The organism is Pseudomonas sp. 21LCFQ02, assembly GCF_024129895.2.
In the GTDB taxonomy this organism is placed as follows: domain Bacteria; phylum Pseudomonadota; class Gammaproteobacteria; order Pseudomonadales; family Pseudomonadaceae; genus Aquipseudomonas.
Genome location: NZ_CM178749.1, coordinates 2102274 through 2127153, shown reverse-complemented (window position 1 = coordinate 2127153; position 24880 = coordinate 2102274). Strand labels below are relative to the sequence as shown.

Below are 24880 nucleotides of genomic sequence, written 5' to 3'. Positions count from 1 at the left end.
CATTGATTGTCGAGACCACCCTCATGAGCATCGAATTCTTCAGCCGCCTGCCGCTGCACGGCGAAACCCAATACCTGCCGGGCGACCCGCGTAACCGTGGCGACTGGGGGCCCAGTGACGGCACCGGCGCGGTGTCGGACTTCAAGGTCGGTGACCCGTTCACCTACATCGATTACCTGGGCCAGATCGCCCGCGCCAACGAGATCAACCGCTTTGGCGGGGTGCTGATGGTCAACGCGCCCAGCGGTGAAGAACCGTGGACAGTCTGCTCGCTGCTGGCCCGGGAAACCCGCACCCTGAAGTTCGTCACTGCCTTTCAGCCTTACCACTACACACCCTGGGTGGCCGTGCAGCAGGCGGCGACCTACCAGCGAGCGACAGGCAACCGCCTGGTGTGGAACATCATCAACGGCGGCTCTGACGCGATCCAGCGCCAGGTCGGTGACTTCAGCGACCACGATGAGCGCTATGAACGCGCCACGGAATTTCTCGATGTGGTCAAGGGCTTCTGGCACAACGAAAACTTCCACTATCAGGGCAAGTTCTATAGCGCCGAAGGCGGCGGCCTGCGGCATCCGCTGAACAAGGCCGAACTGCCGGTGATCTGCACCGCCGGCTCGTCGATTGCCGCCCGCGAGTTCGCCGCCAAGCACGCGGACTACTACCTGATGCGCGCCGAGCATCCCGAGCAGATCGCCGCGCTGATTGCCGATGTGCGTGAACGCGCCCTCAAGCATGGTCGCCAGGACATCCGCTTCGGCTTGTCGATTGATGTGATCACCCGCGAAACCGAGGAGGCAGCCCACGCCGAGGCCAAGCGCTTTTTCGACGACGGCATCGCCCGTGGCGCGGCCAAGGCCGTGGCGGCGCACTCGGGCCTGCGCACGGCGCGCAAGCTCAGTTACGAAGAACAGTTCGGCCAGCGCGAAGACGTCAAACAGTACGACGACTTCTTCATCTACCCCAATGTCTGGGCCGGCTTCGGCTATATCGGTGTACCGCCGGGCTGCGCGCTGGTTGGCAGTTACGCAAACGTGGTGGCGCGCATTCGCGAGTACAACGCGCTGGGCCTGGAGCTGTTTTTCCTCGCCGGTTACCCGCACCTGGAAGAAGCCTATCGCCTGGGCCAGCACATCCTGCCGCACTTTCGCAGCGAACGTGGCGAACTGGTGAAAAGCTCGGCCAGCGTGGCGCCACTGGCGGCCGTCGCCAACGCCCACTGAAACCTGAACTCAAGGAGCGCCACGCATGATCAGCCGCAGGCATCTGCTCAACAACACCGCATTGCTGGGGGCCGGTCTGGTGCTGGGCGGCAGCGGCCTGCTCAGTGGCTGCGACGGCGCGGCCCCGACCAGCCAGGCCAGCGGCCACGGCACTGGCCAGCCGCAGTATGGCGGGCGGCTGCGGCTGGGCATCATCGATGGTAACCAGAGCGGCAACCTCGATGCCCACAAGCCGGTGGGCAGCGGCATCGTGCGTGGCTTTGCGCTGTACAGCAAACTCTGGGAGTGGGACGAAAACATGCAGCCACGTCTGGCCCTGGCCGAAGCAGCCGAGGTCAGCCCGGACGCGAAGACCTGGACTCTGCGCCTGCGCCAGGACCTGGAGTTTCATCACGGCAAGACCATCGATGCCGATGACCTGATTTTCTCGATCCGCCGCCTCACCGACCCGCAACTGGCCTCGCCCTATGCGGCGCTGCTGCACTGGGTCGACCGGGATAATCTGGTCAAGCTCGACAAGCGCACCATCCGCCTGAGTTTCCGCGACGGGCGCAGTTACTTTCCGCTGGCAGAAACCTGGGTCAACTTCGGCGGCATCGTGCCGGTGGACTATCACCCGGTGACCAACCCGGTCGGCGCCGGCCCCTACAAGCTCAAGAGTTTTACCCCCGGCCAGCGCTCGGTGTTCAGCCGCTTCGAGAACTACTTCAAGAACGGCAAACCCTACGCCGACGAGCTGGAAATCATCGATTTCAAAGACCAGATATCACGCTTGGCCGCACTGCGCGCCGGGCAGATCGACATGGCCAACGGCATGCCCAGCGAGCAGCTGGATGTGCTGCGCCGCGACCCGCGCATCAAACTGGTCAGCTCCGTGACCGGTAACTGGCTGTCGTTTGACATGAACACCGCCAAGGCGCCGTTCGATGACCCGCGCGTGCGTCAGGCGTTTCGTCTGCTGGCCAATCGCGAAAATCTGGTGCAGCGCGCCCTCAATGGTCAGGGCCGAGTGGCCAATGACCTGTACTCGCCCAGCGATCCGACCTTCGATCACAGCCTGCCGCCACGCCCCTACGATGTCGCGGCAGCGCGGCAACTGCTCAAAGATGCCGGCCAGGAAAACCTGCAACTGGAGCTGATCACCACGCCTGGCCCCGGTGCCTCGGCCGCTCTGGTGCTGGCCGAGCAGGCCCGCGAAGCGGGAGTCACGCTCAAAGTCAGGCAAGTCGACCTGCCGACCTTCCAGGGCCCGCAGAAAACCGAATGGCCACTGAGCACCGGCGGCAGCATCGGCTCGCCGTTTCTGGCCAGCGCGATTCATACCGACGCACCCTTTGCGGTAGCGAACAAGACCAACTTCCAGGACCCGGAATTCACCCGCCTGTTTCACCAGGCCATGGCCCAGCCGGAGCTGGCCCAACGCACCGCGCTGGTCCATCAGTTGCAGCGCATTCAGTACGAGCGCGGCGGCATGCTGATCTGGGGCTACACCGACCAGCTCGATGGCTTTGCCAGCCACGTTGGCGGCGCCGGCGCGGAACGCACCCAGTTCAGTACCTGGCGCTTCGACAACCTGTGGCTGACGGGCAAGGCCTGATGAACCACCGCTTGCGGCGCGACTGAAGCCGCACCCCCCGCAGACTTTCCGAGCGAACGCACAGGCAGGAAAGCACACCTCTTTAGCAATCAGCACGCTGGCTGACAGGCCACCGTGCAGGGAGACGCTCATGCCTGTAATCGCTACATCCCCGGCCCGTGCCGGTTTTCAACCCACGCTGCTGTCGGTGGCACTGCTTGCGCTGTTGCCCTCGTCGGTGTGGGCACAAGACGCCCAGGACCCGACCCTGGGCGTAGTGACTGTGGAAGCTGAAAAGACAGCCGACCCTGACACCGCCATCGTCCCGACCCGGCCACCGACGTCGGTGTATGGCGGGCTGCAGGCCAGCGTGCTCGACACCCCGCGTTCGGTCACTCAGGTCAACGCCGAGCAACTGGCCCGCGACCCGATCCGCAGCAGTGACGACCTGGTCAAATACGCACCGGGCATCACCCGTGGCGGCGGTCAGAACGCCGGCCTGGCGCCGCAGTTTCGTGGCCAGGGTTCGGAAGTGTTCCATGACGGCCAGCGCGGCTACGCGGTGCGTCACCCGGCCAACTTCAATGGCATCGAAGGCGCCGACATTGTCGCCGGGCCTTCGTCAGTGACCTACGGCTCGGTGTCGGGCAGCGGTGGCTACGTCAACTACCTGAGCAAGAAGCCTGACTTCGACGAACAACGCACCCGAATCAGCGCCGAACTCGGCGGCTGGAACCCCGGTGCCACCTCGCGTGGCTCGGGCAAATACACGGTCGATACCACCGCCCCCCTGACCGACAGCCTGGCCTATCGCTTCAGCGTCACCCAGCAGCGCAACCAGGATTACTACGATAACGTCGACAACAACTTCAACGCCTTCTACGGCGCCTTCGCCTGGCGCAGCGATGGCGTGCGGGTCAACTGGAACGCCAGCTACGACAACTACTACGACTACAACATCACCCACGGCTGGAACCGCGCCACCCAAGAGCTGGTTGACCATGGCAAGTACTACGCCGGGCGCGCCACGCCGATTATCCAGAACGGCAACACCCTGTGGTCGCCGGTGCTGCAATCGGGCGCAGCCAACGCCCCGGTGACCGGCTGGGTCCAGCGCCAGCGCAATGCCCAGGGCCAGTACACTGTGGTCAATAACAGCTTCCAGACGGCCTCGCCCAACACCCAGGCCAGCCCCGGTACGGTACGCGGCTGGGTCTATGACCCGAATCTGGCCGGTAACGGTCTGACTTCGCTGTCGTCGCAAACCAGCCAGCGCGCCGAGGATCAAAGCAGCTCACGGCGCTTCATTACCCAGTTGCGCGCCGAGTGGGACCTGAGCCCGGACATCACCCTGGCCAACAGCACGTTCTACGAGCGCTCCAACGACATCACCGATGCCGTGGGCTCGTTCAACGTGCAATCGAAAGACAACCTCTTCGATAACCGCTTCGAGCTGCGCTGGCGCAACGAGGGTGAGCTGTTCGGCATCAAGGTGGTCGACGACAGCAACAGCGGGCTGATCTACCGCCGCGAGTTCAACCAGTCGATTGCCGCCAACAACAGCTTTGGCGGCAATATCTACGCCTACGACCTGACCCAGGACCCGGCAGGCAAAAACCCCGGCGACCTGCTGGGCCTGACCGGCAGCAACCCGGCCGGTGGCGAGGGCGCATGGATCGGCCAACCGGGCGTGGCGCAGTTCTCCAACTATTACGGCTACCTCAACCTGCCGGCCATGTACCCGGCCGGCCATGGTTTATATGCCGAGTCGGTGGCGCCCTATACCGCCGAAAGCGTGTGGACCACCAAAACCCTGTTCAGCCAGCACAACCTGAGTTTCAACCAGCGCGTCGGCCTGAACATCGGCGCCAGCCGCAGCTGGATCGATGCGCGCATCGAGAACCCGTTCGCCCTGCCCGGCGCCAGCCAGCGCAAGGACAGCGACAGCTACCGGCTGTTCTCGGTGCAGGTCAGCCCCTACATTAAACCCACCGATAACAGCACCCTGTACTACACCTTCGACCGTTCGCTGGCGGTCAATACCGGGTTCTTCTCCAACGGTATCGGCTGGGGCAGCGGCGCGGCAGCCAACCTGCTCAACCCGCTGCAGTTCCAGAGCCTGTCGGTGCTGCATGAAGTCGGCCTGAAGGTCGATGCGATCCCCAACACCCTGTTCTTCTCCGTGGCCGGCTTCAAGCAGGCCCGCGACCAGGCGCCGGACAGCAATAACAACATTGCCCGGCTGATCATCAAGGGCGTGGAGTCCACGGTGCGTTATCAGCCCAACGACAACCTGCGCAGCGGCGTGAACCTGAGCAAGCTCAAGGCCTATAACGAGTTCACCTCCCAGGCCGGTTTTGCCTCGGCGGGTTTCGTGCCTGACAACGGCACAGTGTTCGGTGACAACAACAGTCTCAACCAGCGCCCGTCGGGCAAATACGACGCCGTGCAGATTCCCGAATACACCGCCAGCGGCTTTGTCGATTACCGCTTCGACAACGGCTTCGGTGCCGAGCTGTCCGGCTGGTGGACCAGCAAGTGGTACCTGAACCTGAGCAAGACCGTACAGATCCCCAATGAGTACAACCTGGACCTGGCCCTGTACTACCGCCAGCCGACCTGGAGCACCACGCTGCGGGTGCTCAACCTCACTGATGAGCTGAACTTCGTCAGCGGCCTGGCCGGTTCCACCAACACCTTCCTGCAACCGATGCAGGGCCGCACCGTGCTGGCCCAGGTCGATTATCAGTTCTAAGAGGAACAGCGTATGTCCATCGAATTTGTCGGCATGATCTTTCCCCGCCAATGGTCCGAAACCCACGGCCAGCGCAGCGCGGATTTCGATCTGCCGTTTATCAGCCACCATGCCCGCGCCCACGAGCAGGCCGGCTTCGACCGGGTGCTGATCGCCAGCGGCCCCGGCAGCGCCGACAGCCTGCAGATCGCTGCCTATGCGGCTTCGCAGACCGAGCGGCTGGGTTTCATGATCGCCCACCGGCCGGGGCTGACCGCTCCCACCGTGGCCGCGCGGGCCTTTGCCACCCTGGACCACACCACCGGCGGCGGACGTTTGCGCATGCACGCGATCACCGGCATCACCGCCGAGCCGCAGGAAGGTGACTTTCTGCTCGACAAGACCGAGCGCTACAAGCGCGCCGGCGAATACCTGGATATCGTGCGGCGCACCTGGACCAGCGAAGAACCGTTTGACTATGACGGCCAGTATTTCCAGATCAAGGGCGCATTCTCGCCGGTCAAGCCGGTCCAAAAGCCGCACATTCCGATTTCCTTTGGCGGCTCGTCAGACATCGCCTATCAGATCGCCGTACAGCATGCCGACCTCTATGCACTATGGGGCGAGCCACTGAACGGCGTGGCCGAACAGATCGGCAAGCTGCGCGCCGCCGCCAGCGTTGCCGGCAAGCCCGCGCCACGGGTCAGCCTCTCGGTGCGGCTGATTCTCGGCGCAACCGAAGAACTGGCCTGGCAGCGCGCCGAACAGATTCTGGCGCAGATCAAGGCCAACCCGCAGTTCGCCGAAGGCAGCCCGTGGCGCAAACGCATCAAGGGCACCGGCACTGAACGCCTATTGGCTGCCGCCGCCGCCGGCGACCGCCACGACCGCGCCCTGTGGATGCCCACCGCCAGCGCGGTCGGCGCCTACGGCGACACCACAGCACTGGTCGGCACCCCGGAAACCGTCGCCGAAGCGCTGCTCGATTATGTGGATCTGGGGGTGACCACCTTCCTCAATCGCGGCTATGACCCGCTGTATGACACGGTGGACTATGGTCGCTGGATCATTCCGGCGGTGCGCGAAGAGGCGCGGCGGCGAGCGTTGCTGCGGGCTTAGTGAACCTTGAGGCACCTGGCAGCGCTGCGCACTGCATTCGCCAGCAGAGCTGCCTCCCACAAGTGATACACCGCTCATGGGTTGCATGGACGACACAAGCAAGCTGACTTACCCAGGCGATGTGTCGAGCATGGATTTCATGTACGGCACAAGACTGTGGGAGGCTGCTCTGCAGGCGATAGCAGCGCAAAGGTCCCTGGCAGTGCTATGCACTGCCAGCTTCAAACCAACGTCGGCGAATTACTCACCAAGGTACGGGTGTACTCGCTCTCTGGCCGGTCCAGTACCTGTTCGACGCTGCCCTGCTCCAGAATCCGTCCGGACTTGAGCACCACCACCCGATCGGCAATGGCCCGCACCACGCCCAGGTCGTGGGTGACAAACAGCAGGGTCAGGCCTTCGCTTTGCAGTTCGCGCAGCAGGGCGAGGATCGAGGCTTGTACCGAAACGTCCAGCGCCGAGGTCACTTCGTCGCAGATCAGCAGTTGCGGTTCGCAGATCAGCGCGCGGGCAATCGCTACGCGCTGGCGTTCGCCGCCCGACAGGCTGTGTGGATACGCCTCGGCGGTGCTGGCCGGCAGCGATACGCGCTTGAGTACCGCCGCCACGCGTTCGCGGGCGGCCGCGCCTTTGATACCGAAGAAGTGCTGCAACGGCGCGCCCAGGCACTCGCCTACCGTCTGGCGCGGATTCAGGGCGCGATACGGGTTCTGGAAGATGTACTGGATGCGATGACGCAGGTCCGGGTTGCGTTGGCGGGCTTGCAGGCTCAGCGGCTGGCCGGCGTAGTGCAGCGTGCCAGCGGCGTTCTCGCCCAGGCCGGCCAGGGTGCGGGCCAGGCTGGTCTTGCCGGAACCGGACTCACCGACCAGTGCCAGGCATTCACCGGCGCGCACTTGCAGCGAGATATCGAACAACACCTGACGGTCATAGGCCACGTCGAGGCTGGCCACTTCCAGCAACGGCCGGGCCTCGTGCTGCAAGACGGCAGCAGCCAGTGGCGTCTGGGTCACCAGGGCCAACGCTTCAAGATGCGGGTGCAGGCAGGCGACCTGCTGCTGGCCGCTGAGCGCCTGCAGTGTCGGCTCTTGCTGGCAGGCGGCCGTGCTGCGCGGGCAACGCGGAGCGAACGAGCAACCCGCCGGGCGCTGCGCCGGAGCCGGTGCATGACCGGCAATCGCATTGATCTCACGGCGTTCGGCCACATCCGGAATCGCCGCCAGCAGGCCACGGGTGTAGGGATGCGCCGGGCGGCTGAACAGCTCTTCGCGGCTGGCGGTTTCAACCAGCCGGCCGGCATACATGACCATCACCCGGTCGACCAGGTCCTTGATCACCGCCAGGTCGTGGGACACATACACCGCCGCCACGCCCTGGCTTTTGCACAGCCGGCGCAGGGTGTCGAGGATATGCGCCTGGGTGGTGACGTCCAGCGCGGTGGTCGGCTCGTCCAGAACGATCAGGCGTGGTCGCAACACAAAGGCCAGGGCCAGCAACACTCGTTGCTGCTGACCACCCGACAGCTGGTGAGCGAAGCGCTTGAGAAACAGCTCATCGTCCGGCAAGCCGACATCGCGCAGGGTTTCCTGCAAACGCAGGCGCTGCTGCTCACCGCTCAGGCCGGGGTCGTGGGCGGCCAGGGTTTCGCGCAGCAGGCTGCCGATGCGCAGCGCCGGGTTCAGCGCGGTGGCCGGGTCCTGGGGGACGTAGCCGATCAGGCTGCCACGGGCCTGACGCAATGCTTCGCCGTGCAGGCTTAGCAATGACTGGCCGGCAATCTCCACCCGCCCGGCGGTAATCCGTGCGCCGCGTCGGGCGTGGGCCAGCAGCGCTGTGGCCAAGGTGGTCTTGCCGGAACCGGACTCGCCGACCAGACCGACGATTTCCCCGGCCCGCAAGCTGAACGACACCTTGTCGAGCACATCGACATCGGCGCTCAGCTCGACCCGCAAGCCGGCAACCGACAACACTGGCGGCTCGCTGAGCTGCGGTTCAAGGGCGCTGGCCACTTGGGCGCGTTGTTCAAGGCTCATTTCTGCGATCACACTCATGCTTGCTTGTCCCCGATCCGCGCCGCGCTGCGGCCAATGCCTTCAGCCAGAATGTTGGTGCCATAGGCAAAGATGCCGATCATCAGCGCCGGGGACAGCACCGGCCACGGCTGGACCAGCAGGCCGGCCTGGTTCTCGTTGATCATCAACCCCCAGTCGGCCGCCGGCGGCGCCACGCCGTAACCGAGAAAACTCAGGCCCGAGAGGATCCCCACGCCCCAGGTCAGCATGTTGCCAAAATGCACCAGCAGCGGGGTCAGGATGTTGGGCAGGATTTCCTTGAACAGGATCCGCCGCCGGGAGTACCCCATCATCTGCGCCACCTCGACGAACTCCTGGCTGGCCACCGCCACAGTGCTGCCACGCGCCAGACGGATCACGCCTGGGATAAAGGCAATCGACACGGTGAGGACGATCAACCAAGGCTGGCGCCCGAGCATCGAGACAATCAGCAGCACCAGGATCAGGTCGGGAAAAGCCAGCGAGATGTCCGCCCCCCACATGATCGTCTGGTCCAGCCGACGCCGGGAAAAACCGGCCGCCAGGCCCAGACTGACGCCCACCAGCAGGGCAATCAGCGCCGCCGCCAGCGACATCCACAGCACCGACAGGCCACCGGCGAGCAGGCGCGACAGCACATCATGGCCAAGAAAGTCATGGCCCAGCCAGGCTTCACTACTCGGTGCGCCGTACACCGGGCCGACCATGTCGGTCGATGCATGCGGTGCCAGCAGCGGCCCGAACACCGCCACCACGACCACCAGCAGGGTAATGATCAGGCCACGACGCACCTGGGGTTCGCGCCATAACAGGCGCCAGCGGGCAGCAGCGGATGCAGTGCTCATAACGGTTTCCTCAACCGGCCTGACGGGCCGGGGTGCGACGCCACCAGGGGCGGATGCCCCGGCGGTTACGGTTGATCATGTGCACCTTGCGGGCAGTGCGCAGTTTCGGGGTCAGCAAGACGGTGAGCAGGTCGGCCAGCAGGTTGACCAGCACCACGCCCAGGGTGGTGACCAGCACCGCTGCCTGTATCAACGGCAGGTCGCGCATCTGGATCGCCGAATTCAGGGTGGTGCCGATGCCGGGATAGCTGAAAATCACTTCGGCCAGCAGCGCCCCACCGATCAGCGTGCGCAGGGTCAGCGCCACGCCCTGGATGGCCGGGATCAGCGCATTGGGCAATGTGTGCAGCCAGACGATACGGCGCTCCGGCACCCCGCGCAGGCGGGCAGCGATCACGTAGTCGGACTCCAGCGCCTCAATCATCGAAGCACGCACCATACGGGTCAGGTACGGCAGCGCCGACAGCGACAGGGCGAAAATCGGCAGCACCAGAAAGTGCAGTTGCGCAAGCAGGCCTTGGTCCGGGTCGAGCAGCGATACCGCCGGCAGCCAGTCGAAGTGCGGCATCGAAAACAGCAGCACCAGGGCGATGGCCAGCAGAAAGCCCGGCGTGGCCTTGAGGTAGATCAGCAGTGAAAGCGCCCAACGGTCCAGACGGCTGTCGCGGCGCAACGCCAGGGTCACGCCAAGGGCCAGGGCCAGCGGTACAGCAGTCAGTAAGACCCCGAGCAACAGCGCCAGGGTGTTGCCGAAACGGCTGAACAGGATGGTGCTGACCTGCGCCTGGGAGTCCAGCGAGGTGCCCAGATCAGCGCTCAGGGTGCGCAGCAACCAGTGCCAGTACTGCAGCAGAATCGGCTGATCGAGGCCCAGTTGCTGACGCAGGGTCAGCACGCTTTCCAGCGGCGCATCAGGGCCGAGAATCACCCGTGCCGGGTCAGACGGCAGCGCCTGGGTGGCGATGAACACCACCAGGCTGATGACCCAGGCGGTCAGCAGGCCATAGCCCAGCCGGCCGACAAACCATGACAGCCAGGCCGGCGCCTGAAAACGCCGCCGCGGCGCGGTTGAGTAACCCGGTACAGCAGAGGAATCAGGCATGGTTCAACCACAGGCTGTCAAAGCGCCAGGAGGCGAAGGTGGTCTGTTCCGGCGTCAGGCCGCCAACCCTGGCCGACGCCGCATCGAGGATATCGGCAAAGCCCCAGATCAACAGCGAGCCGCGCTCGTGCTGGATACGCTGAGCCTCATGGACCAGCACCTTGCGCTTCTCCAGGTCAGGCTGGGCCAGAGCCTGGAGGAACAGTTCGTCGAAACGCGGATCGTGGAAGTTGCTGCGGTTGTAGATCGCGGTCGGCGCCTCGTTGTGCAGCGCGGTGGCCAGAAAGCCACGCGCCGGGGTCGAGGCCGGCGACATCACCCAGTTGTCGCGTTGCGGGCCGTTGAATACCGAGTTATCGACCTGGGTGACCTTGATCTCGACGCCGGCCTTTTTGGCCTGCTGGGCGAACACCAGCGCTGCGTTGGCGGTGCCGCCTGGCGGGGTGGTGAATTCGACACGCAGGTTCTCCTGGCCGGCTTCGCGCAACAGTGCCTTGGCCCGCTCCAGATCGTATTTACGCTGGGCGATGGCATGGTTGAAGGTCGGGTCGTGCGGCGAATACAGGTCGTTACCGACCCGGCCAAAACCGTTCAGGGCGCGAGCCACCAACTCTTCACGGTCGGCCAGCAGGCGGAAGGCCTCACGCACCCGCGGGTCGTCGAAGGGCGCCTTGGCCACGTTGAGGTTGAAGCCACTGAACGAGGTGGTCGGCGAGGCGTACAGGCGCAGCCGTGAGTCAGCCTTGATGGTTGCCGTGTGCTCGGCGGTCACGCCGCTGGCGACGTCGATCTGCCCGGCACGCAATGCGGCCAAGCGCGAGACCTGGTCTTTGAATTCGATGATTTCCAGCTCGTCGGCGTACGGCTGGTTGGGTTTGTAGTAGTTCTCGAAACGGGTGTACAGCGAACGCTGGCCGGGGATGAAGCTCTTGAGCTTGTAGGGGCCGCTACCCACCGGGTTGGTCACCGGGTCGTAATCGGTGGGCACGATGCCGCCGAAGCTGATCAGGGTTTCGTCCAGCGGGAAAAAGCTCTGGCCCTGCTTGAAGCGGATCTCGATGGTGCGCTCATCGAGTTTGCGCAACGCGTTGCGGTCGATGCTGCCCACCAGCCCGGCAAACGGTGAGGCCAGTTTTGGATCGGTCAGGCGCAGGATCGAAAACAGCGCATCGTCAGCCGTGATGGTCTTGCCGTGGTGGAACTCAAGACCTTGCTTGAGGCGGATGGTCCAGGCACTGGCGTCGGCATTCGGTTCGGCGAATTCGGCCAGGGCCAGGCGGGTGCTGACATCCGGGTTCCACTCCCAGAACTTGCTGTACAGCGCCCAGCCACGAATGATCCCGCCGCCCAGCGGCTTGTGAGCGTCGAGGTTGCCGGCCTGGTCGCCATCAATGATGCCGACCCGCAGCCGACCGCCCCGCACCGGAGTCAGCGCAGCGGCGGCGGCACCTGCCTGGGCAGACGCTGCCGCGCCGACCTTGCTGCCGTTGTCGCAACCGCCCAGCAGGCCACCGAGCAGCAGGCCGCCACCGGCCATCAGGCTGTTGCCGAGAAAGATACGGCGGGAAAATTCGTGACTCATGCTGACTCCATCTGCAAACGGTGAAACGTCAATAAGGAACCTTGGCCCGGCCATTCGCGGCTAAAGCCAATACTGTTCACTTAGGTACTGTATGCCCCCGGTGGGAGCGAGCTTGCTCGCGAAGACGGCGGCACATTCACTACAAATGCTGTGACTTTACTGGCCTCTTCGCGACCAAGGTCGCTCCCACCTAGGTATGTAGGACCTAATTGAATGTATTGCGGCTAAAGCCGCTCCTACAGGGTCATTACGCGGGCACCGCGGGCTCGGCGGTGCGCCGGGCGACGCCCAGCGACGGCACCTCGAAGCCGTGATCCAGCTCCAGCAACGGCAACAGCAGGTCGGCCACCCGATGGGCTTCGTCGATCAGCGGGAAGCCCGAGAGGATGAATGCCGAGGTGCCCTGGCTTTCGTATTCGCGGATGCGCTCGGCCACCTGCTCGGCGCTGCCGACCAGATAAGTGCCGGCCGCAGGGCCAAGAATGTTGAAACCGAACAGGCTCGGGCCGACCCAGACGTTGGGGTAGATTTCCAGATCACGGGCCTTGGGCAGTTTGCCGCTGCGCAGGGTCTCGATATTGCGCTGGATCTGCGGGTCGTCACTGTGGAAGGTCTGCAGGGTTTCACCCGGCGGCAACTGGCGCTGCACAGCGTTGAGCGCAGTCTGCAGCGAGGTGCGTTGCAGGAGCTTCTCGGCATGCGCCCAGGCTTCTTCTTCGGTCTCGCGGACGATGATCTGCAGGCGCGTACCAAAGGTCAGTTCGCGGCCGATCTTCGCCGCCTCGGCGGCTACCCGGCGGAATTTCTCGCCGAGTTTCGGTGGGGTGTTGGCAAAGCTCAGGTACACATCGAGCAGTTGCACCGAATGCGCCACGCCAGGGCCGGAAGTGCCGGCGCCCCACAGCGGGATGCCCGGTTTTTGCAGCGGTGCATGCCAGCCGCCCAACGGGTGCCCGGCAGCGCCTGCCGGCCGCGGCGCCAGCTTGACGTAGTTGCCGTCAAAGCCGTCGGTTTCGCCGGCATAAATACTCTTGAAGGCCTTCCAGTATTCGAGGCTGAAGTCATAGCGCTCATCGTGCGGGTAATGCACGCCCAGGGTTGCCAGACCAGCATCATTGCCATTGACGACGTTGAACAGCAGGCGGCCATTGGAGAACTGATCGAAGGTCAGCGCCCACTTGGCCAGCACCGCAGGTGACAGCTCGCCCGGATGCTGGGCCACCAGAAAGCGCAGGCGTTTGGTGGCGTCGATCAACGAAGCAGCGACGGCCAGGCTTTCGTTGGGGCTCGAACCGAGCAAGGAGCCGTAGTAGCCCAGCCGGTCACTGGCCACGGCCAGTTGCTTGAGGTGCTCGAAGTCGGTGTTCCAGCGGCCCTCGGGCTCCCATGGGTAAGGCCCGTCAGGTGTGGTGAGGTACCAGAGAATTTTCACGGCCATGCTGTTTGATCCTTATTGCTGTTCAGGGCGGCGGTCGATGGCAGGCACCAGGCCCAGACCCTGCGCCTGCTCGTACAGGCCGCTCATTTTCCATTGCTGGGTCAGAACTCCGGGGCCGAAGGCGCGGGAGCCGCCGATGGATTCAGCGAGCAACTGAATCTGTGCGCCTTCCTCCAGCAGCACGATGAATTCGGCCAGATCGCGCAGGCCCTTCTTGCCCCACACCGTGGCGCCGCCGTTGGCTTCGAGAATCGCCGGGGTGAAAGGGTTGGCCTTGATGCTGTCGAGAATGAAGTCGACTTCCTGCTGGCGGCGGTCGACGTACACCGGCAGTTCACGGGCCAGCTGGAAGCGCTGCACCGGCACGTAGTTGAACGGCAAGCTGCGCTGGGTCTGCGCCCAGGCGCCGAGGTACGGCGAATGCACGTGGGAGATGGTGGTGACCTCAGCGTGCTGCTGAAACAGCTTGGTGTAGCGCCCGGCGCCACCACGGCCCTTGCCCGACCAGACATTGCCGTCGAAGTCAGTGACCGTGGCAGTCAGCGGTTTGCGGTAATTCCACGGGCCTGGGTAGTTGACCGACACCAGCAGCTCGGTGCCGGGAATACGCTCGACAAAACCGACCGTGCCGTTGGCGGTGATGGTGTTGGTTTCACGGAACACGGTGAAGGCCTGATCGGCCTCGACCAGCAGGTTGTCGACAAAAGCCTGTTGTTCGGTGCTCAGGCTGCGTTCAGCAATGGTAGCGGTCATGTTGAAATTCCTGTTCAGGCGCGGCGCTTGGCCAGCAGTTCATGGGCGGCTTGCAGAGGGGCGTGATCGACCCAGGCGGCGATATCGAAGTCGCGTTCGAGAAAGCCGTGCAGGTGCAGAAACTTTTTCTGGGTATCGAGAAATTCCAGACGCTGGGCGGACAGGTCCGGGGCCAGGGTGGTATGGAAGTCGCCGCGATAGGCAGCGGCCACACCGGCGCTGCCGGCCTTGGTTTCTTCTTCAAGAATGCGGTTCAGCGCTTCGCGGTTACCGGCGGCCCATTCGGCGGCGCGCAGGGTCTGGGCCAGAAACCGCACCACCACGTCAAAGTGATCGTCGAGCAGACTCTGGTGCACGGTGATCGGCCGTGGCGTGCCGTTGTTGATGCGGTGGCGCGGGTCAGCCAGCAGGTCCAGGTCGATGCCCCCCACCAGGCCCAGACGCTGCGCGGCATCGGCCGCCGAAGCGCCCTTGACGTACACCGCATCGACTTCACCGCGTACCAGATAATCCAGGCCCGACCACAGGCGTTGCAGGCCCAGTTGCGGGTTCGGTGCATCCTGCTGCGCTTGCAGCGCGACCTCGACCAGCTCGACATCGTCGAAGCCCAGCCCGGCCACCGCCAATGCGCCTTTGTAGCCGTGCAGGCTCATGGCCCGGGCGATGCTGCCCGGGCGGTTGTCGCCCCAGGCCGGCAGGGCCAGGCGTTTGCCTTTAAGATCCTGCGGGCTGCGGATGCCGGAGTCGGGACGGACCAGGATGGTCTGCCACTCTTCGATCCAGGTCAGGCCGATCAAGCGGCTCGGCGCACCGGCGGCGCGGGCAGCCAGGGCCGGGACGTTGCCGCCCTCGCGAAACAGCCCGGGCAGTTCATGATCGTAGTGGTGACGGCCCAGCTGACGGGCTTCCTGCAAGGTCGAAACCGGCAGGCCATCGGCGGCGAATTCTTCGCTCAGCCAGCCCAGTTGAAACGCCAGGCCCGAGGCGGTCGGCACCGGGCAGCGGGTAAACCAGATTTGCTCAAGGGCAGCAGGTGCCAGGGGTGAAGCCGTTGCAGCTTGACTCATGAGTCGCTCCAGACAGTCGGTCAGGGCCAGGAGGGCCGGCCTATGACTGTGCTAACGCAACGCTCATGCCAAATATTCAACCTATTGATTTATAAAGATAAAAATTACAAACCAGCGACTGGCAAGGGTTTTCTTGCTGATCTTCCAGCAGCACTGCGCAGCGACTGCTGGCCCAGCAGCAATCCACTGCAGACAGTTGCTGATTCAGCAACACCCCTGCCTGAAGCTCACCGCCTGCCGGCCTGAAAGCCGCGAAATACAAGGCCTTGAGAATCTTGCCGGACACTGGCGCAGAACTTGCTCAACCCCTGAAAAGGCCCTGTGCATGCAGGGACACCCAGGAATCAGCAATCAAGGTGAAGCCATGAGTACGCCGCACAACACCCAGCCAACCGAAGCGCCCGCCCAGCGCCTGCACAGTGAAGAACAGGCCATCGCCACCGCCCGTGAAGTGGCGGTGGAAATTGCCCGGCTGGCTGCCGACCCGGCCAATAACAACAGCCTGCCCTGGCGCCAGGCCGAGTTGCTCTCGCAAAGCGGCCTGACCGCGATTGGGGTACCCAAGGAATTCGGTGGCCTGGGCGCCTCGGTGCAGACCATTGTCGAGACCGTGCGGCTGATTTCAGTGGCCGACGGCGGCGTTGGTCAGTTGCTGCAGATTCATAACGTGATGCTGCGCGGCATCTTCACCGGCTACAGCCCGGCGGTGCGCGACCGGCTGATCGCCGACGTGCTGGCCGGCAAGCGCTTTGGCAATGCCCTGGCTGAAGTGGGTGGCAAGAACAAGTTCGCCCTCAAGACCCGGGTCGAACGCCGCGAAGACGGCAAGCTGGTGCTCAATGGCAGCAAGTTCTACTCCACCGGCTCCTACCTGGCCGAGTGGATCTCGCTGACCGCCGCCTCAGACAGCGGCGGCGCCGGGGTGCTGCTCAACCGCAACACCCCCGGCCTGACCCTGGTCGATGACTGGGAAGCGTTCGGCCAGAACAACTCGGTCAGCGGCACGGTGATCTTCGACAATATCGTGCTCGACGAAGACTTCATTGCCCGTCGCGAAGGGCCGATGAAACGCACCGGCCTGACCTTCCCGCAAATTCTTCACGCCGCCATCGACACCGGTATTGCCTCCGGCGCCCTCAACGCCGCCGTGGATTACCTGAAAAACCACGCCCGGCCCTGGGTGGAAAGCAATGTCGAGCGCGCCAATGAAGAGCCGCACATCATCAAGCAGATCGGTGAGTACGCCGTGGCGCTGCGCGCCGCCGAATCGCTGCTGCGTGAAGCGGCGCAGGTGTTCGACCGCCACAACCTGGACCCGGACAACAAAGAGCTGCAAGACGAGCTGATTCTTTCGGTGGCCACTGCGCGTGCACATTCCGATGGCGCCTCGCTGAAGATTTCCAGCGACATCTTCTCGCTGCTTGGTGCCAGTTCGACCCTGAGCAAATGGAACCTCGACCGCTTCTGGCGCAACGCCCGGGTGCACACCACCCACGACCCGATCCGCTGGCGCCTGCACCACGTGGGCAACTACTACCTCAACGGCATCGACCCCGGCGAATACACCGCGATCCTCAACGCCAAACAGGCCGAAGGTGCCAGCCGCAAGGCGTGATCCACAGCCCGGCGCATAACCCGTAGGAGCGGCTTGAGCCGCGAACCAGCCACCGCCATTGGCGGCTCAAGCCGCTCCTACCGCCCATGAATACCTTGAGTTCCGCACGTGATAAACAAACACCCTCTGCTGCGCAGCCTGGCCATCTACCGCGAGATGCCGTGGCGCTTCAGTCTTACCGCGGCGCTGTTCGTCGCCGTCAACCTGGGCCTGATCTGGCAGCAATGGCTGATCGGTCATGCGCTCAATGACGTCAATGCCGGGCGCGCCGTGGTGCGTCTGGATGATGGTGGTTTCGACGCCAGTCTGGCCTGGCACTGGCTGTGGCTGATTGTCGGCGTGGCGCTGGCCCGTGGCGTGGTGCAATACGCCGCCGGGGTGCTGGCGTTGGTGCTCAGCCAGGAACTGCTGACCCGCCTGCGCGAACGCATCCTGGCCCAGGTTCAAGGCCTGCACCTGGGCTATCACTGGCAGCACGGCATGGGCGAGATGATCACCCGGACCACCCGCGATGCCGACAAGGTCCGCGATGCGCTGATCAACTTCTGGCGGCAGGTGCTCGACACCCCGTTGGTGGTGCTGGCGGCCGTCGGGCTGCTGAGCTGGTATCACCCGCTGCTCGGCCTGGTGCCGCTGCTGCTGACCTTGGTCGGGCTGAGCATTTTCGTGTTGCAGACCGAGCATCTGGTGACCCTCGACCGGGCGGTCGGAGCGGCCTATGACCGGGTCAATCAGGACCTGTCCGAAGGCATCAGCGGGGTGCGGGTGATCAAGTCATTCGCGCTGGAGCAACGGCGCATCGACAGCTTTGCCAGCCAGGTCACGCTGTTTACCGGCCATGCCCGCCAGGCGTTGGCCTACGCCAGTTCACGGATCCCGTTGCCGCAGGTGGTGGTGGCGCTCAGTCATGTCTGGATTCTGGTGTTCGGCGCCCATCTGGTCAGCCAGGGCCAGCTCAATATCGGTGAGCTGGTGGCGTCACTGTTGATCGTCACCACTCTGGTGTTTCGTATCGAGGGCATCGGCCGGGTCATGCAGACCTTTGCCGATGCGCGCTCATCGGCCGAGCGGATCTGGCAACTGCTCGATGAACAACCGGCGATCCGCAGTGCCACCGCCAGCCTGCCGGCCACCCCGCTGGGCCTGCGCCTGGAGCAGGTCACAGTCAAGGCAGCGGGCGCTGGCCGGGCGATCCTGCAGGGCTGCGACCTGACCTTGCAACCCGGCGAAATCGTCGCGCTGGTCGGCGCCACCGGCACCGGCAAAAGCCTGTTGGCCAGCCTGCTGCCGCGCCTGGTGGATGTCAGCGACGGCCGGGTGCTGCTCGGCAGCCATGCCAGTGGCTGGCAGGATGTGCGCGACCTGCAACTCGACCCGCTGCGCCAACGGGTGCATGTGGTGCCGCAAGAAAGCTTTCTGTTCTCCGACACCCTGGCGGCCAACCTGCGCCTCGGCGCGCCGCAGGCCAGTGACGCGCAACTGCTCGAAGCGCTGCGGATGGCCGCCGCCAGCGATGTGCTGGAACGCCTGCCACAAGGGCTGGACACGCCGCTGGGGGACAAGGGCGTAACCCTCTCCGGCGGTCAGCGCCAGCGCCTGAACCTGGCCCGCGCGCTGCTCGCCGGCCCGGACATTCTGTGCCTGGACGATGCCACCAGTGCGCTGGATGCGATCAGCGAACGCCAGGTGCTGGACAATATCCGTGATTTGCCACACAGCCACGGCCGGGTCACCACGCTGCTGGTGATCTCCAGCAAATTGTCGACCGTTTTGCTCGCCGACCGGGTGCTGGTACTCGACGGCGGGCAAATCGCTGACAGCGGCAGCCATGAAGAGCTGCTGCAGCGCAATCCACACTACCGCGACCTGCTGGGGATCGAACATGGCTAAGCCGTTGAAGGGCCAGTCAGCCCTGAGCGACATCGAAATCGAAGAGCTGCTGGCGAAAAAGGCACTGGACCGCAGCATGTTCAGCCGCCTATTGCCGTTGCTGCGGCCGATCAAAACCTCGATCCTGCTGGTCATCGGCCTGGAGCTGGCACTGGTGTTCACCGTGTTCCTGCGCCCTTGGTTTGTCCGTGAACTGCTCGACCGTGGCCTGATCCGGCAGGACGGCCAGTGGATCGCCGATATGCTCCTGATCGGCTGGCTCGGCGCCGGGCTGGCCGCCAGTTGGCTGGCGCGCTTCGCGCTGGCCGGGGTCTCGCAATACATCGCCGGCAGTGCCGCGATCCGCGTGCTCAATGAGCTGCGGGTGCGGGTGTTTGCCCATGTGCAGGCGCTGAGTGTCGGTTACTTTGACCGGACCAAGGCCGGGCGCATCATCTCGCGGGTCGACCGTGATGTGGACAGCCTGGAACCGCTGGTGATCCAGGGCCCGCCGGAGCTGCTCGGCGCCGTCTTGCGCTGCAGCGTGGCGGCCGTGATGCTGTGGCTGATCTCGCCGCTGTTTTTGCTCAGCCTGGCCGGTGCGGTGCCGCTGCTGTTTCTCGCTACCTGGGCGTTCAAGCGTATCTCGCAGCGCAACTGGGCCAAGGTGGCCGAAAACCGCAGCCGCTTCACTGCGCACCTGGTCGAAAGCGTCGGCGGTGCACGCATGCTGCAACAATGCGTGCGCCAGCAACCCAACCTGCGCCGCTATCGGCAGTTGCTCGACGAATTCAACTGGTCACTGATCCATGGCAGCTTGCGCTCGGGCTGGTTCGCGCCGTTCACCGCGCTACTGGCAGCGGTGGCCATGGCCGTGCTGTTGCTGGTCGGCGCCCAGGGGCTGGCGCAAGGCACTGTGACCGTGGGTCAGGTGGCCGAGAGTCTGTTCTACGTGATGCTGTTTCTCGGCCCGTTGCAGGAGCTGTCTGACCTGTTCGAACGCTACGCCACCGGCTCCGCCTCTGCGCAGCGGATCTTCCTGCTGCTCGACACCGAACCGCAGGTCACCGACCCGCAGCAACCACGGCGGCTGGGCAAGGCCCGTGGCCAGGTGTCGTTCGAGAACGTGCGCTTTGCCTATAACCCCAACGCTGCAAAACCGGTGATCGACCAGTTGAACCTGGTGATCGAGGCCGGCGAGGTGCTGGCCATCGTCGGCCCGTCCGGGCATGGCAAAAGTACCCTGGTGCAGTTGCTGACCCGTTTCTACGACGTGCAGGACGGCGCAGTGCGCCTGGACGGCACGGATGTGCGCGAGCTGGCCCAGCATGAATTGCGCCGCAACGTCGGCGTGGTGCTGCAGGACAACGTGCTGTTCAGCGGCAGCATCCTCGACAACCTGCGCATGGCCGCACCGCAGGCCGACGATGCCGCGTTGATCGGCGCGGCCCGCGAACTGGGCGCCGACGAGGTGCTGGAGCGCCTGCCACATCAGTACGACACGCAGGTCGGGCCGCTGGGCTCCTACCTCAGCCACGGTCAGCGGCAACTGGTGTGCCTGGTGCGTGCTTATCTGGCCGACCCGGTGGTGCTGGTCCTCGACGAGGCAACCTCGGCCGTCGATGTGCACACCGAGCGGCGCATCCAGCAAGCGCTGCGGCGACTGTGCCTGGGCCGAACGGCGATCATCATCGCCCACCGCCTGGCGACCATTCGTGATGCCGACCGCATTGCGGTGATCCGCGAAGGCCAGTTGGTCGAACTCGGCCCGCACCGCCAACTGATCGAACAGGACGGCCCCTACGCGATGCTGTATCGCACTTGGCAACGCAGCTCGGCGAACGGTTCGGCGATTGACGAAATCAGCGCCGCACCCAAGGAGCTGGCGCCGGGTTGAAACCACAAAACCCCACCCCGCACAAGGCTGTGTAATCAGCAGCGCTGCTGGTGCAGTGCTGCCTGACAACCATCAAGGATCAAAGATATGCCTGACGTCACTGATCAACTACTTGAAACAACGGCTTTTGGCCTATTAATCACAGCGTGGCATGGCGGTTGCTCAAGCCTTGACGGATTGAGGATCGCCATACACCGGGAGTCCCGATGAGCACTGAATTTTTCTGGCGTCTGCCACTGGGAACCGATGGCCCGCAACTGAACACCGCCAACCATAACCGTGGCAACCCTGTGCACCGCCCCGGCCATATTGCCCCCGGTCGGCTGCCTGACGGCGCAGCGGACGGCTTTGGTTACATCGATTACATCGCCCAGGTGGCCAAGGCTGCCGAGCTGGCAGGCTTTGAAGGTGCGCTGTTGCCCACCGGCCCCGAGCCATGGATGGTCGCCGCAGCGCTGGCCCGCGAGACCCGGCGGATCCGTTTTCTGGTGGCCTTCCAGGCCACCTGGACGCTGCCGGCCTATGCCGCGCAGCAAGCGGCGATTTTGCAGAATCTGAGCCATGGCCGGCTGGACTGGAACATCATCACCGGTGGCAACCCGGCCAGCCAGCGCGCCAACGGCGACTTTCTCGAACACGACCTGCGCTACAAGCGTACCGGCGAGTTCCTCGATGTGATCGACGGCCTGTGGCACAACCAGCGGTTCTCCTATGAAGGTGAGATCTACCGCCTGGAGAACGGCGCCCTGCCGCCGGGCCTGCACCACGAGCGCAAACCCGGCGTGTACTTTTCCGGGTTCTCTGATGCGGCGCTGGAGGTCGCCGCCCGCCACGCTGATGTGTACCTGAACTGGGCGGAACCGGTCGATAAGCTCAAGCCGCACATCGAGCGGGTTCGTGAACTGGCCGCTCGTCAGGGGCGCAGCGTGCGGTTCGGCCTGCGCGTCGACCTGTTCGCCCGGGAAACCGAAGCCTTGGCCTGGAGCGACCTGCGCCGCCAGTTCGAGCGCTTCCATCAGCCTGGCGCACGGCCGTTCGGTGCCGGCGGCTCGGACTCGGTGGGCGGCGCGCGGCAGACGGCCTATCACCAGAACATCGACCGCTTTGACGACCTGATCATCGGCCCGAACCTGTGGGCCGGTTTCGCCAAGGCCAAGCCTGGCCCCACCGTCGGTCTGGTGGGCAGCCATGAGCAGATCGCCGAGCGCTTGAGCGAGTACCGCGACGCCGGTTTCTCGACCTTTATCCTGGCCGGCAATCCGCATCTTGAAGAAGCCCTGCGCATCGGCCAGCAAGTGCTGCCGCTGGTCCATCAGCATTCACCTACCCCATTGGCAGGAGCCACGGCATGAGCCAGCCACTCGATACCCTTTGGTACACCCGCTGCCCGGTGCCCACCGGCCTGGGCCTGGCAGTCCAGAAAGGCTGGCTCAAAGAGGCGCTTGATCCGTTGGGCACCGCCTTGCAGTCAATCCGGGAATCCAGCCAGCAGAGCGTGCGCGAGTCGCACTTCGACCATACCTTGCGCAACTCGGTACGCCATGGCGGCAATATCCCGGCCATCTGGGCTCGCGCCCAGGGCCGCGAAACCCGGGTCATCGGCCTGTCGTGGGTGGATGAGGCGCAGTTGATTCTGGCCCGGCCCGGCAGCGGCATTCGTTCGGTCAAGGACCTCAAGGGCCGGCGCTTTGGCCTGCCGCACTGGCGCAACGCGCAGATCGACTTCACCCGCGCCCAGGCCCTGCGCGGCCTGGAAAATGCCCTGCGCCTGGAAGGTCTGCAGGTGGGTGACGTGGAGCTGGTCGACTATGTCCACGGCGGCACCTTCAGCGATGCTCCAGCCGAGGCAGTGGATAACACTCTGGTCAGCAGCCACCGCGCCGAAACCCGTAACGCCGAACTGGTCGGCCTGTTGCGCGGCGAAGTCGATGCGATTTTTCTCAAGGGCGCGCATGGCGTGCAACTGGCCCATGAGTTCTCGCTGGTGACAGTAATCGACACCGGCACCCATCCCGAGCCGCTGATCCGCAGCAATAACGCCACACCGCGAACCCTGAGCGTCGATCAGCACTTGCTGGACCAACACCTGGACGTTGCCGCCGGTATTCTCGGCTCGGTGTTGCGCGCCGAGCAGTGGGCGCGCAACAACCCGCAAGAGACACGACGTTTTCTGTCTTATGAGGTCAACAGCAGTGAATACTGGGTCAGGCGCGCCTATGGCGAAGATGCCCATCAGCGCCTGAACACCGGCTTCGACGAACAGGCCATCGCCGGCCTGCAGGATTTCACCGATTTTCTCCAGCGCTGGGCCTTCATCGCGACCCGCTTCGATGTCCGTGACTGGATCGACACCCGCCCCCTTGATGCGCTGAGCCTTGCCCCTGGCAAGTTGACCGGCTGATCACTTTGCGACGAGACACTTATGAGCCAATCACTCGAAACCCTCTGGTACACCCACAGCCCGGTCCCCACCGGGCTGGGCATCGCCGTGCAGTCCGGCCGGCTGGCCGAAGCTTTCCAGCCCTACGGCACGCGCATTCAGTCGCTGCGTGAGTCCAGCGAGCAGGATGTCCGCGAAGCCCACTACGACCACCACCTGCCCAATTCGGTGCGCCATGGCGGCAACATTCCGGCAATCTGGGCGTATTCCAGCGGCGTGCCGACCCACCTGCTGGGGCTGTCCTGGAGCGATGAGGTGCAGTTGATCCTGACCACCATCGACAGCGGGGTAAAAACCATCCGCGACCTGAAAAACCGCCGCTTCGGGCTGCCCAAGTGGGCCAACGTACAGATCGACTTTACCCGCGCGCAGGCGCTGCGCGGCCTGGAAAACGCCCTGCGCCTCGAAGGCCTGAGCGTCTCGGATGTCGAACTGGTCGATTACCCCTACGGCGGCACCTACAGCGACGAGCGCAAGCACCATAAATACGGCTCGGAAGTGAACCTGGACGTCGGCAGCGTACGCAAACGCAATAACGAACTGATTGGCCTGCTGCGTGGCGATATCGACGCGATTTTTCTCAAAGGCGCACATGCCGCGCACCTGGCCAACGAGTTCGGCTTGCAGGTGGTGGTCGATACCGGCTCACACCCCGACCCGCTGATCCGCAGCAATAACGGCACGCCTAGGGCGCTGACCGTAGACTCCCACCTGTTCGAGAACCATTTCGACGCCTGTACCCGCATCGTCGACGTGGTGCTGCGCACCGAGCAATGGGCCTGGGCCAACCCGGAAGAAACCCGGCGCTATCTGGCCCGCGAGTTGAACACCAGTGAATACTGGGTGGCCGCCGCCTACGGTGAAGACGCCCACCGTCGCCTGCGCACAACCCTGGACCGGCGCTCGATCGACGCCTTGCAAGACTTCACCGATTTTCTCTATCGCTGGAACTTCATCCCGCGGCATTTCAATGTCAATGACTGGGTGGACTTCAGCGTGCTGGAAAAGGTCATCGGCGCCACCTCAAGGCTGGCGGTCTGACGGACCTGCCGCCGGCAATTTGCCTGCGGCAGCTCACGCGCCCTGGTCCAGGCCATTGAGCGGAATCTCGAAAGACTTCTTCACCGTGCGGATCACCAGGGTCGAAGAGTAGGTCCTGATCGGGATGTCTTTGTAGGTTTCCAGGAAGTTGTAGATGTAGTCGGTGTATTCGGTGGCGTCACGCAACTTCGCCACCATCACGAAGTCGAACTCTCCGGTGATCAGGTAACACTCCTGGACCTCAGGCCGGCTGGCCAGAATCTGCTGCATGCGCCGGTCGATGTCGGCGGTGTCCTTGTCGAGCTTGATCATGAACATGGCCGTGACCTGCAGACCAAGCTTTTTATCGTCCAGCACCGCCACCCTGGCACGGATCACTCCGTTGTCCTCCAGGCGCTTGATGCGTCGATAGCAACTGGTCGGTGACAGGCCCACGTTGTCGCTAAGCAACTCCAGACTCTGGCTGCAATCCTTCTGTAAGCGCCCCAGAATCCTCAGATCTATCGCATCTGCCATATTTACTGCGTC

The 24880-nt window shown here is 64.2% G+C and carries 19 protein-coding genes; 11 read left to right on the top strand and 8 right to left on the bottom strand.

Annotated features, from left to right (window positions below; all coding sequences use genetic code 11):
- Positions 1–23 precede the first annotated feature (23 nt).
- From NJC40_RS09650 to NJC40_RS09635, 4 genes are all read left to right on the top strand, one after another.
- Positions 24–1223, top strand: a complete 1200-nt coding sequence (locus NJC40_RS09650) for an LLM class flavin-dependent oxidoreductase (RefSeq protein WP_253142826.1) — start codon at positions 24–26, stop codon at positions 1221–1223.
- Positions 1224–1248: 25 nt separating this feature from the next.
- Positions 1249–2820 (top strand): ABC transporter substrate-binding protein, encoded by a 1572-nt coding sequence (locus NJC40_RS09645; RefSeq protein ID WP_253142827.1) that lies wholly within the window; start codon positions 1249–1251, stop codon positions 2818–2820.
- Positions 2821–2950: 130 nt separating this feature from the next.
- The gene (locus NJC40_RS09640; protein ID WP_253142828.1) at positions 2951–5554 is read left to right on the top strand and encodes a TonB-dependent receptor plug domain-containing protein; all 2604 of its coding nucleotides are present in this window, start codon (positions 2951–2953) and stop codon (positions 5552–5554) included.
- Between the two features lie 12 nt (positions 5555–5566).
- Positions 5567–6652, top strand: a complete 1086-nt coding sequence (locus NJC40_RS09635; RefSeq protein ID WP_253142829.1) for an LLM class flavin-dependent oxidoreductase — start codon at positions 5567–5569, stop codon at positions 6650–6652.
- 221 nt (positions 6653–6873) lie between these two features.
- On the opposite strand, the gene NJC40_RS09630 is transcribed toward NJC40_RS09635, so the two are convergent.
- The 7 genes from NJC40_RS09630 to NJC40_RS09600 form a co-directional block, all read right to left on the bottom strand.
- Positions 6874–8685 (bottom strand): dipeptide ABC transporter ATP-binding protein, encoded by a 1812-nt coding sequence (locus NJC40_RS09630; RefSeq protein WP_492180560.1) that lies wholly within the window; start codon positions 8683–8685, stop codon positions 6874–6876.
- 14 nt (positions 8686–8699) lie between these two features.
- Positions 8700–9548: an ABC transporter permease gene (locus NJC40_RS09625; RefSeq protein ID WP_253142831.1), complete on the bottom strand. Its 849-nt coding sequence runs from the start codon at positions 9546–9548 to the stop codon at positions 8700–8702.
- Between the two features lie 10 nt (positions 9549–9558).
- Positions 9559–10650: an ABC transporter permease gene (locus NJC40_RS09620; RefSeq protein WP_253142832.1), complete on the bottom strand. Its 1092-nt coding sequence runs from the start codon at positions 10648–10650 to the stop codon at positions 9559–9561.
- Positions 10643–12232, bottom strand: a complete 1590-nt coding sequence (locus NJC40_RS09615; protein ID WP_253142833.1) for an ABC transporter substrate-binding protein — start codon at positions 12230–12232, stop codon at positions 10643–10645. The genes NJC40_RS09620 and NJC40_RS09615 overlap by 8 nt, the downstream gene beginning before the upstream one ends.
- A gap of 247 nt (positions 12233–12479) precedes the next feature.
- A complete protein-coding gene (locus tag NJC40_RS09610) occupies positions 12480–13670 on the bottom strand; it encodes an LLM class flavin-dependent oxidoreductase (protein WP_253142834.1) in 1191 nt (396 codons plus the stop codon).
- A 12-nt stretch (positions 13671–13682) separates the two neighbouring features.
- Positions 13683–14423 (bottom strand): class II aldolase/adducin family protein, encoded by a 741-nt coding sequence (locus NJC40_RS09605; RefSeq protein ID WP_045487085.1) that lies wholly within the window; start codon positions 14421–14423, stop codon positions 13683–13685.
- A 14-nt stretch (positions 14424–14437) separates the two neighbouring features.
- On the bottom strand, positions 14438–15490 hold the full coding sequence (locus tag NJC40_RS09600; protein ID WP_253142835.1) for an ABC transporter substrate-binding protein: 1053 nt from the start codon (positions 15488–15490) through the stop codon (positions 14438–14440).
- Between the two features lie 42 nt (positions 15491–15532).
- Between NJC40_RS09600 and NJC40_RS09595 the strand changes: the two genes are divergently transcribed.
- The 7 genes from NJC40_RS09595 (at position 15533) to NJC40_RS09565 (ending at position 24352) form a co-directional block, all read left to right on the top strand.
- Positions 15533–15736, top strand: coding sequence for a hypothetical protein (locus NJC40_RS09595; RefSeq protein WP_253142836.1), 204 nt, complete (start codon positions 15533–15535; stop codon positions 15734–15736).
- A gap of 118 nt (positions 15737–15854) precedes the next feature.
- Positions 15855–17105 carry an acyl-CoA dehydrogenase family protein gene (locus tag NJC40_RS09590; RefSeq protein ID WP_253142837.1) on the top strand — a complete coding sequence of 417 codons (1251 nt, stop codon included), beginning with the start codon at positions 15855–15857 and terminating at the stop codon, positions 17103–17105.
- Positions 17106–17213: 108 nt separating this feature from the next.
- Positions 17214–18995, top strand: a complete 1782-nt coding sequence (locus tag NJC40_RS09585; protein WP_253142838.1) for an ABC transporter ATP-binding protein — start codon at positions 17214–17216, stop codon at positions 18993–18995.
- Positions 18988–20871 carry an ABC transporter ATP-binding protein gene (locus NJC40_RS09580; protein WP_045487077.1) on the top strand — a complete coding sequence of 628 codons (1884 nt, stop codon included), beginning with the start codon at positions 18988–18990 and terminating at the stop codon, positions 20869–20871. The genes NJC40_RS09585 and NJC40_RS09580 overlap by 8 nt, the downstream gene beginning before the upstream one ends.
- Positions 20872–21077: 206 nt before the next feature.
- Entirely contained in the window at positions 21078–22223 is a 1146-nt protein-coding gene (locus tag NJC40_RS09575) for an LLM class flavin-dependent oxidoreductase (protein ID WP_253142839.1), read from the top strand.
- Complete coding sequence (locus NJC40_RS09570; protein ID WP_253142840.1) at positions 22220–23272, top strand: ABC transporter substrate-binding protein; 1053 nt, start codon at positions 22220–22222, stop codon at positions 23270–23272. Before NJC40_RS09575 ends, NJC40_RS09570 begins: the two co-directional genes overlap by 4 nt.
- Positions 23273–23293: 21 nt before the next feature.
- Complete coding sequence (locus NJC40_RS09565) at positions 23294–24352, top strand: ABC transporter substrate-binding protein (protein WP_045487067.1); 1059 nt, start codon at positions 23294–23296, stop codon at positions 24350–24352.
- Between the two features lie 33 nt (positions 24353–24385).
- Here NJC40_RS09565 and NJC40_RS09560 read toward each other — a convergent pair whose 3' ends face one another.
- Positions 24386–24868, bottom strand: coding sequence for an Lrp/AsnC family transcriptional regulator (locus NJC40_RS09560; protein WP_173426683.1), 483 nt, complete (start codon positions 24866–24868; stop codon positions 24386–24388).
- Positions 24869–24880: the final 12 nt, after the last annotated feature.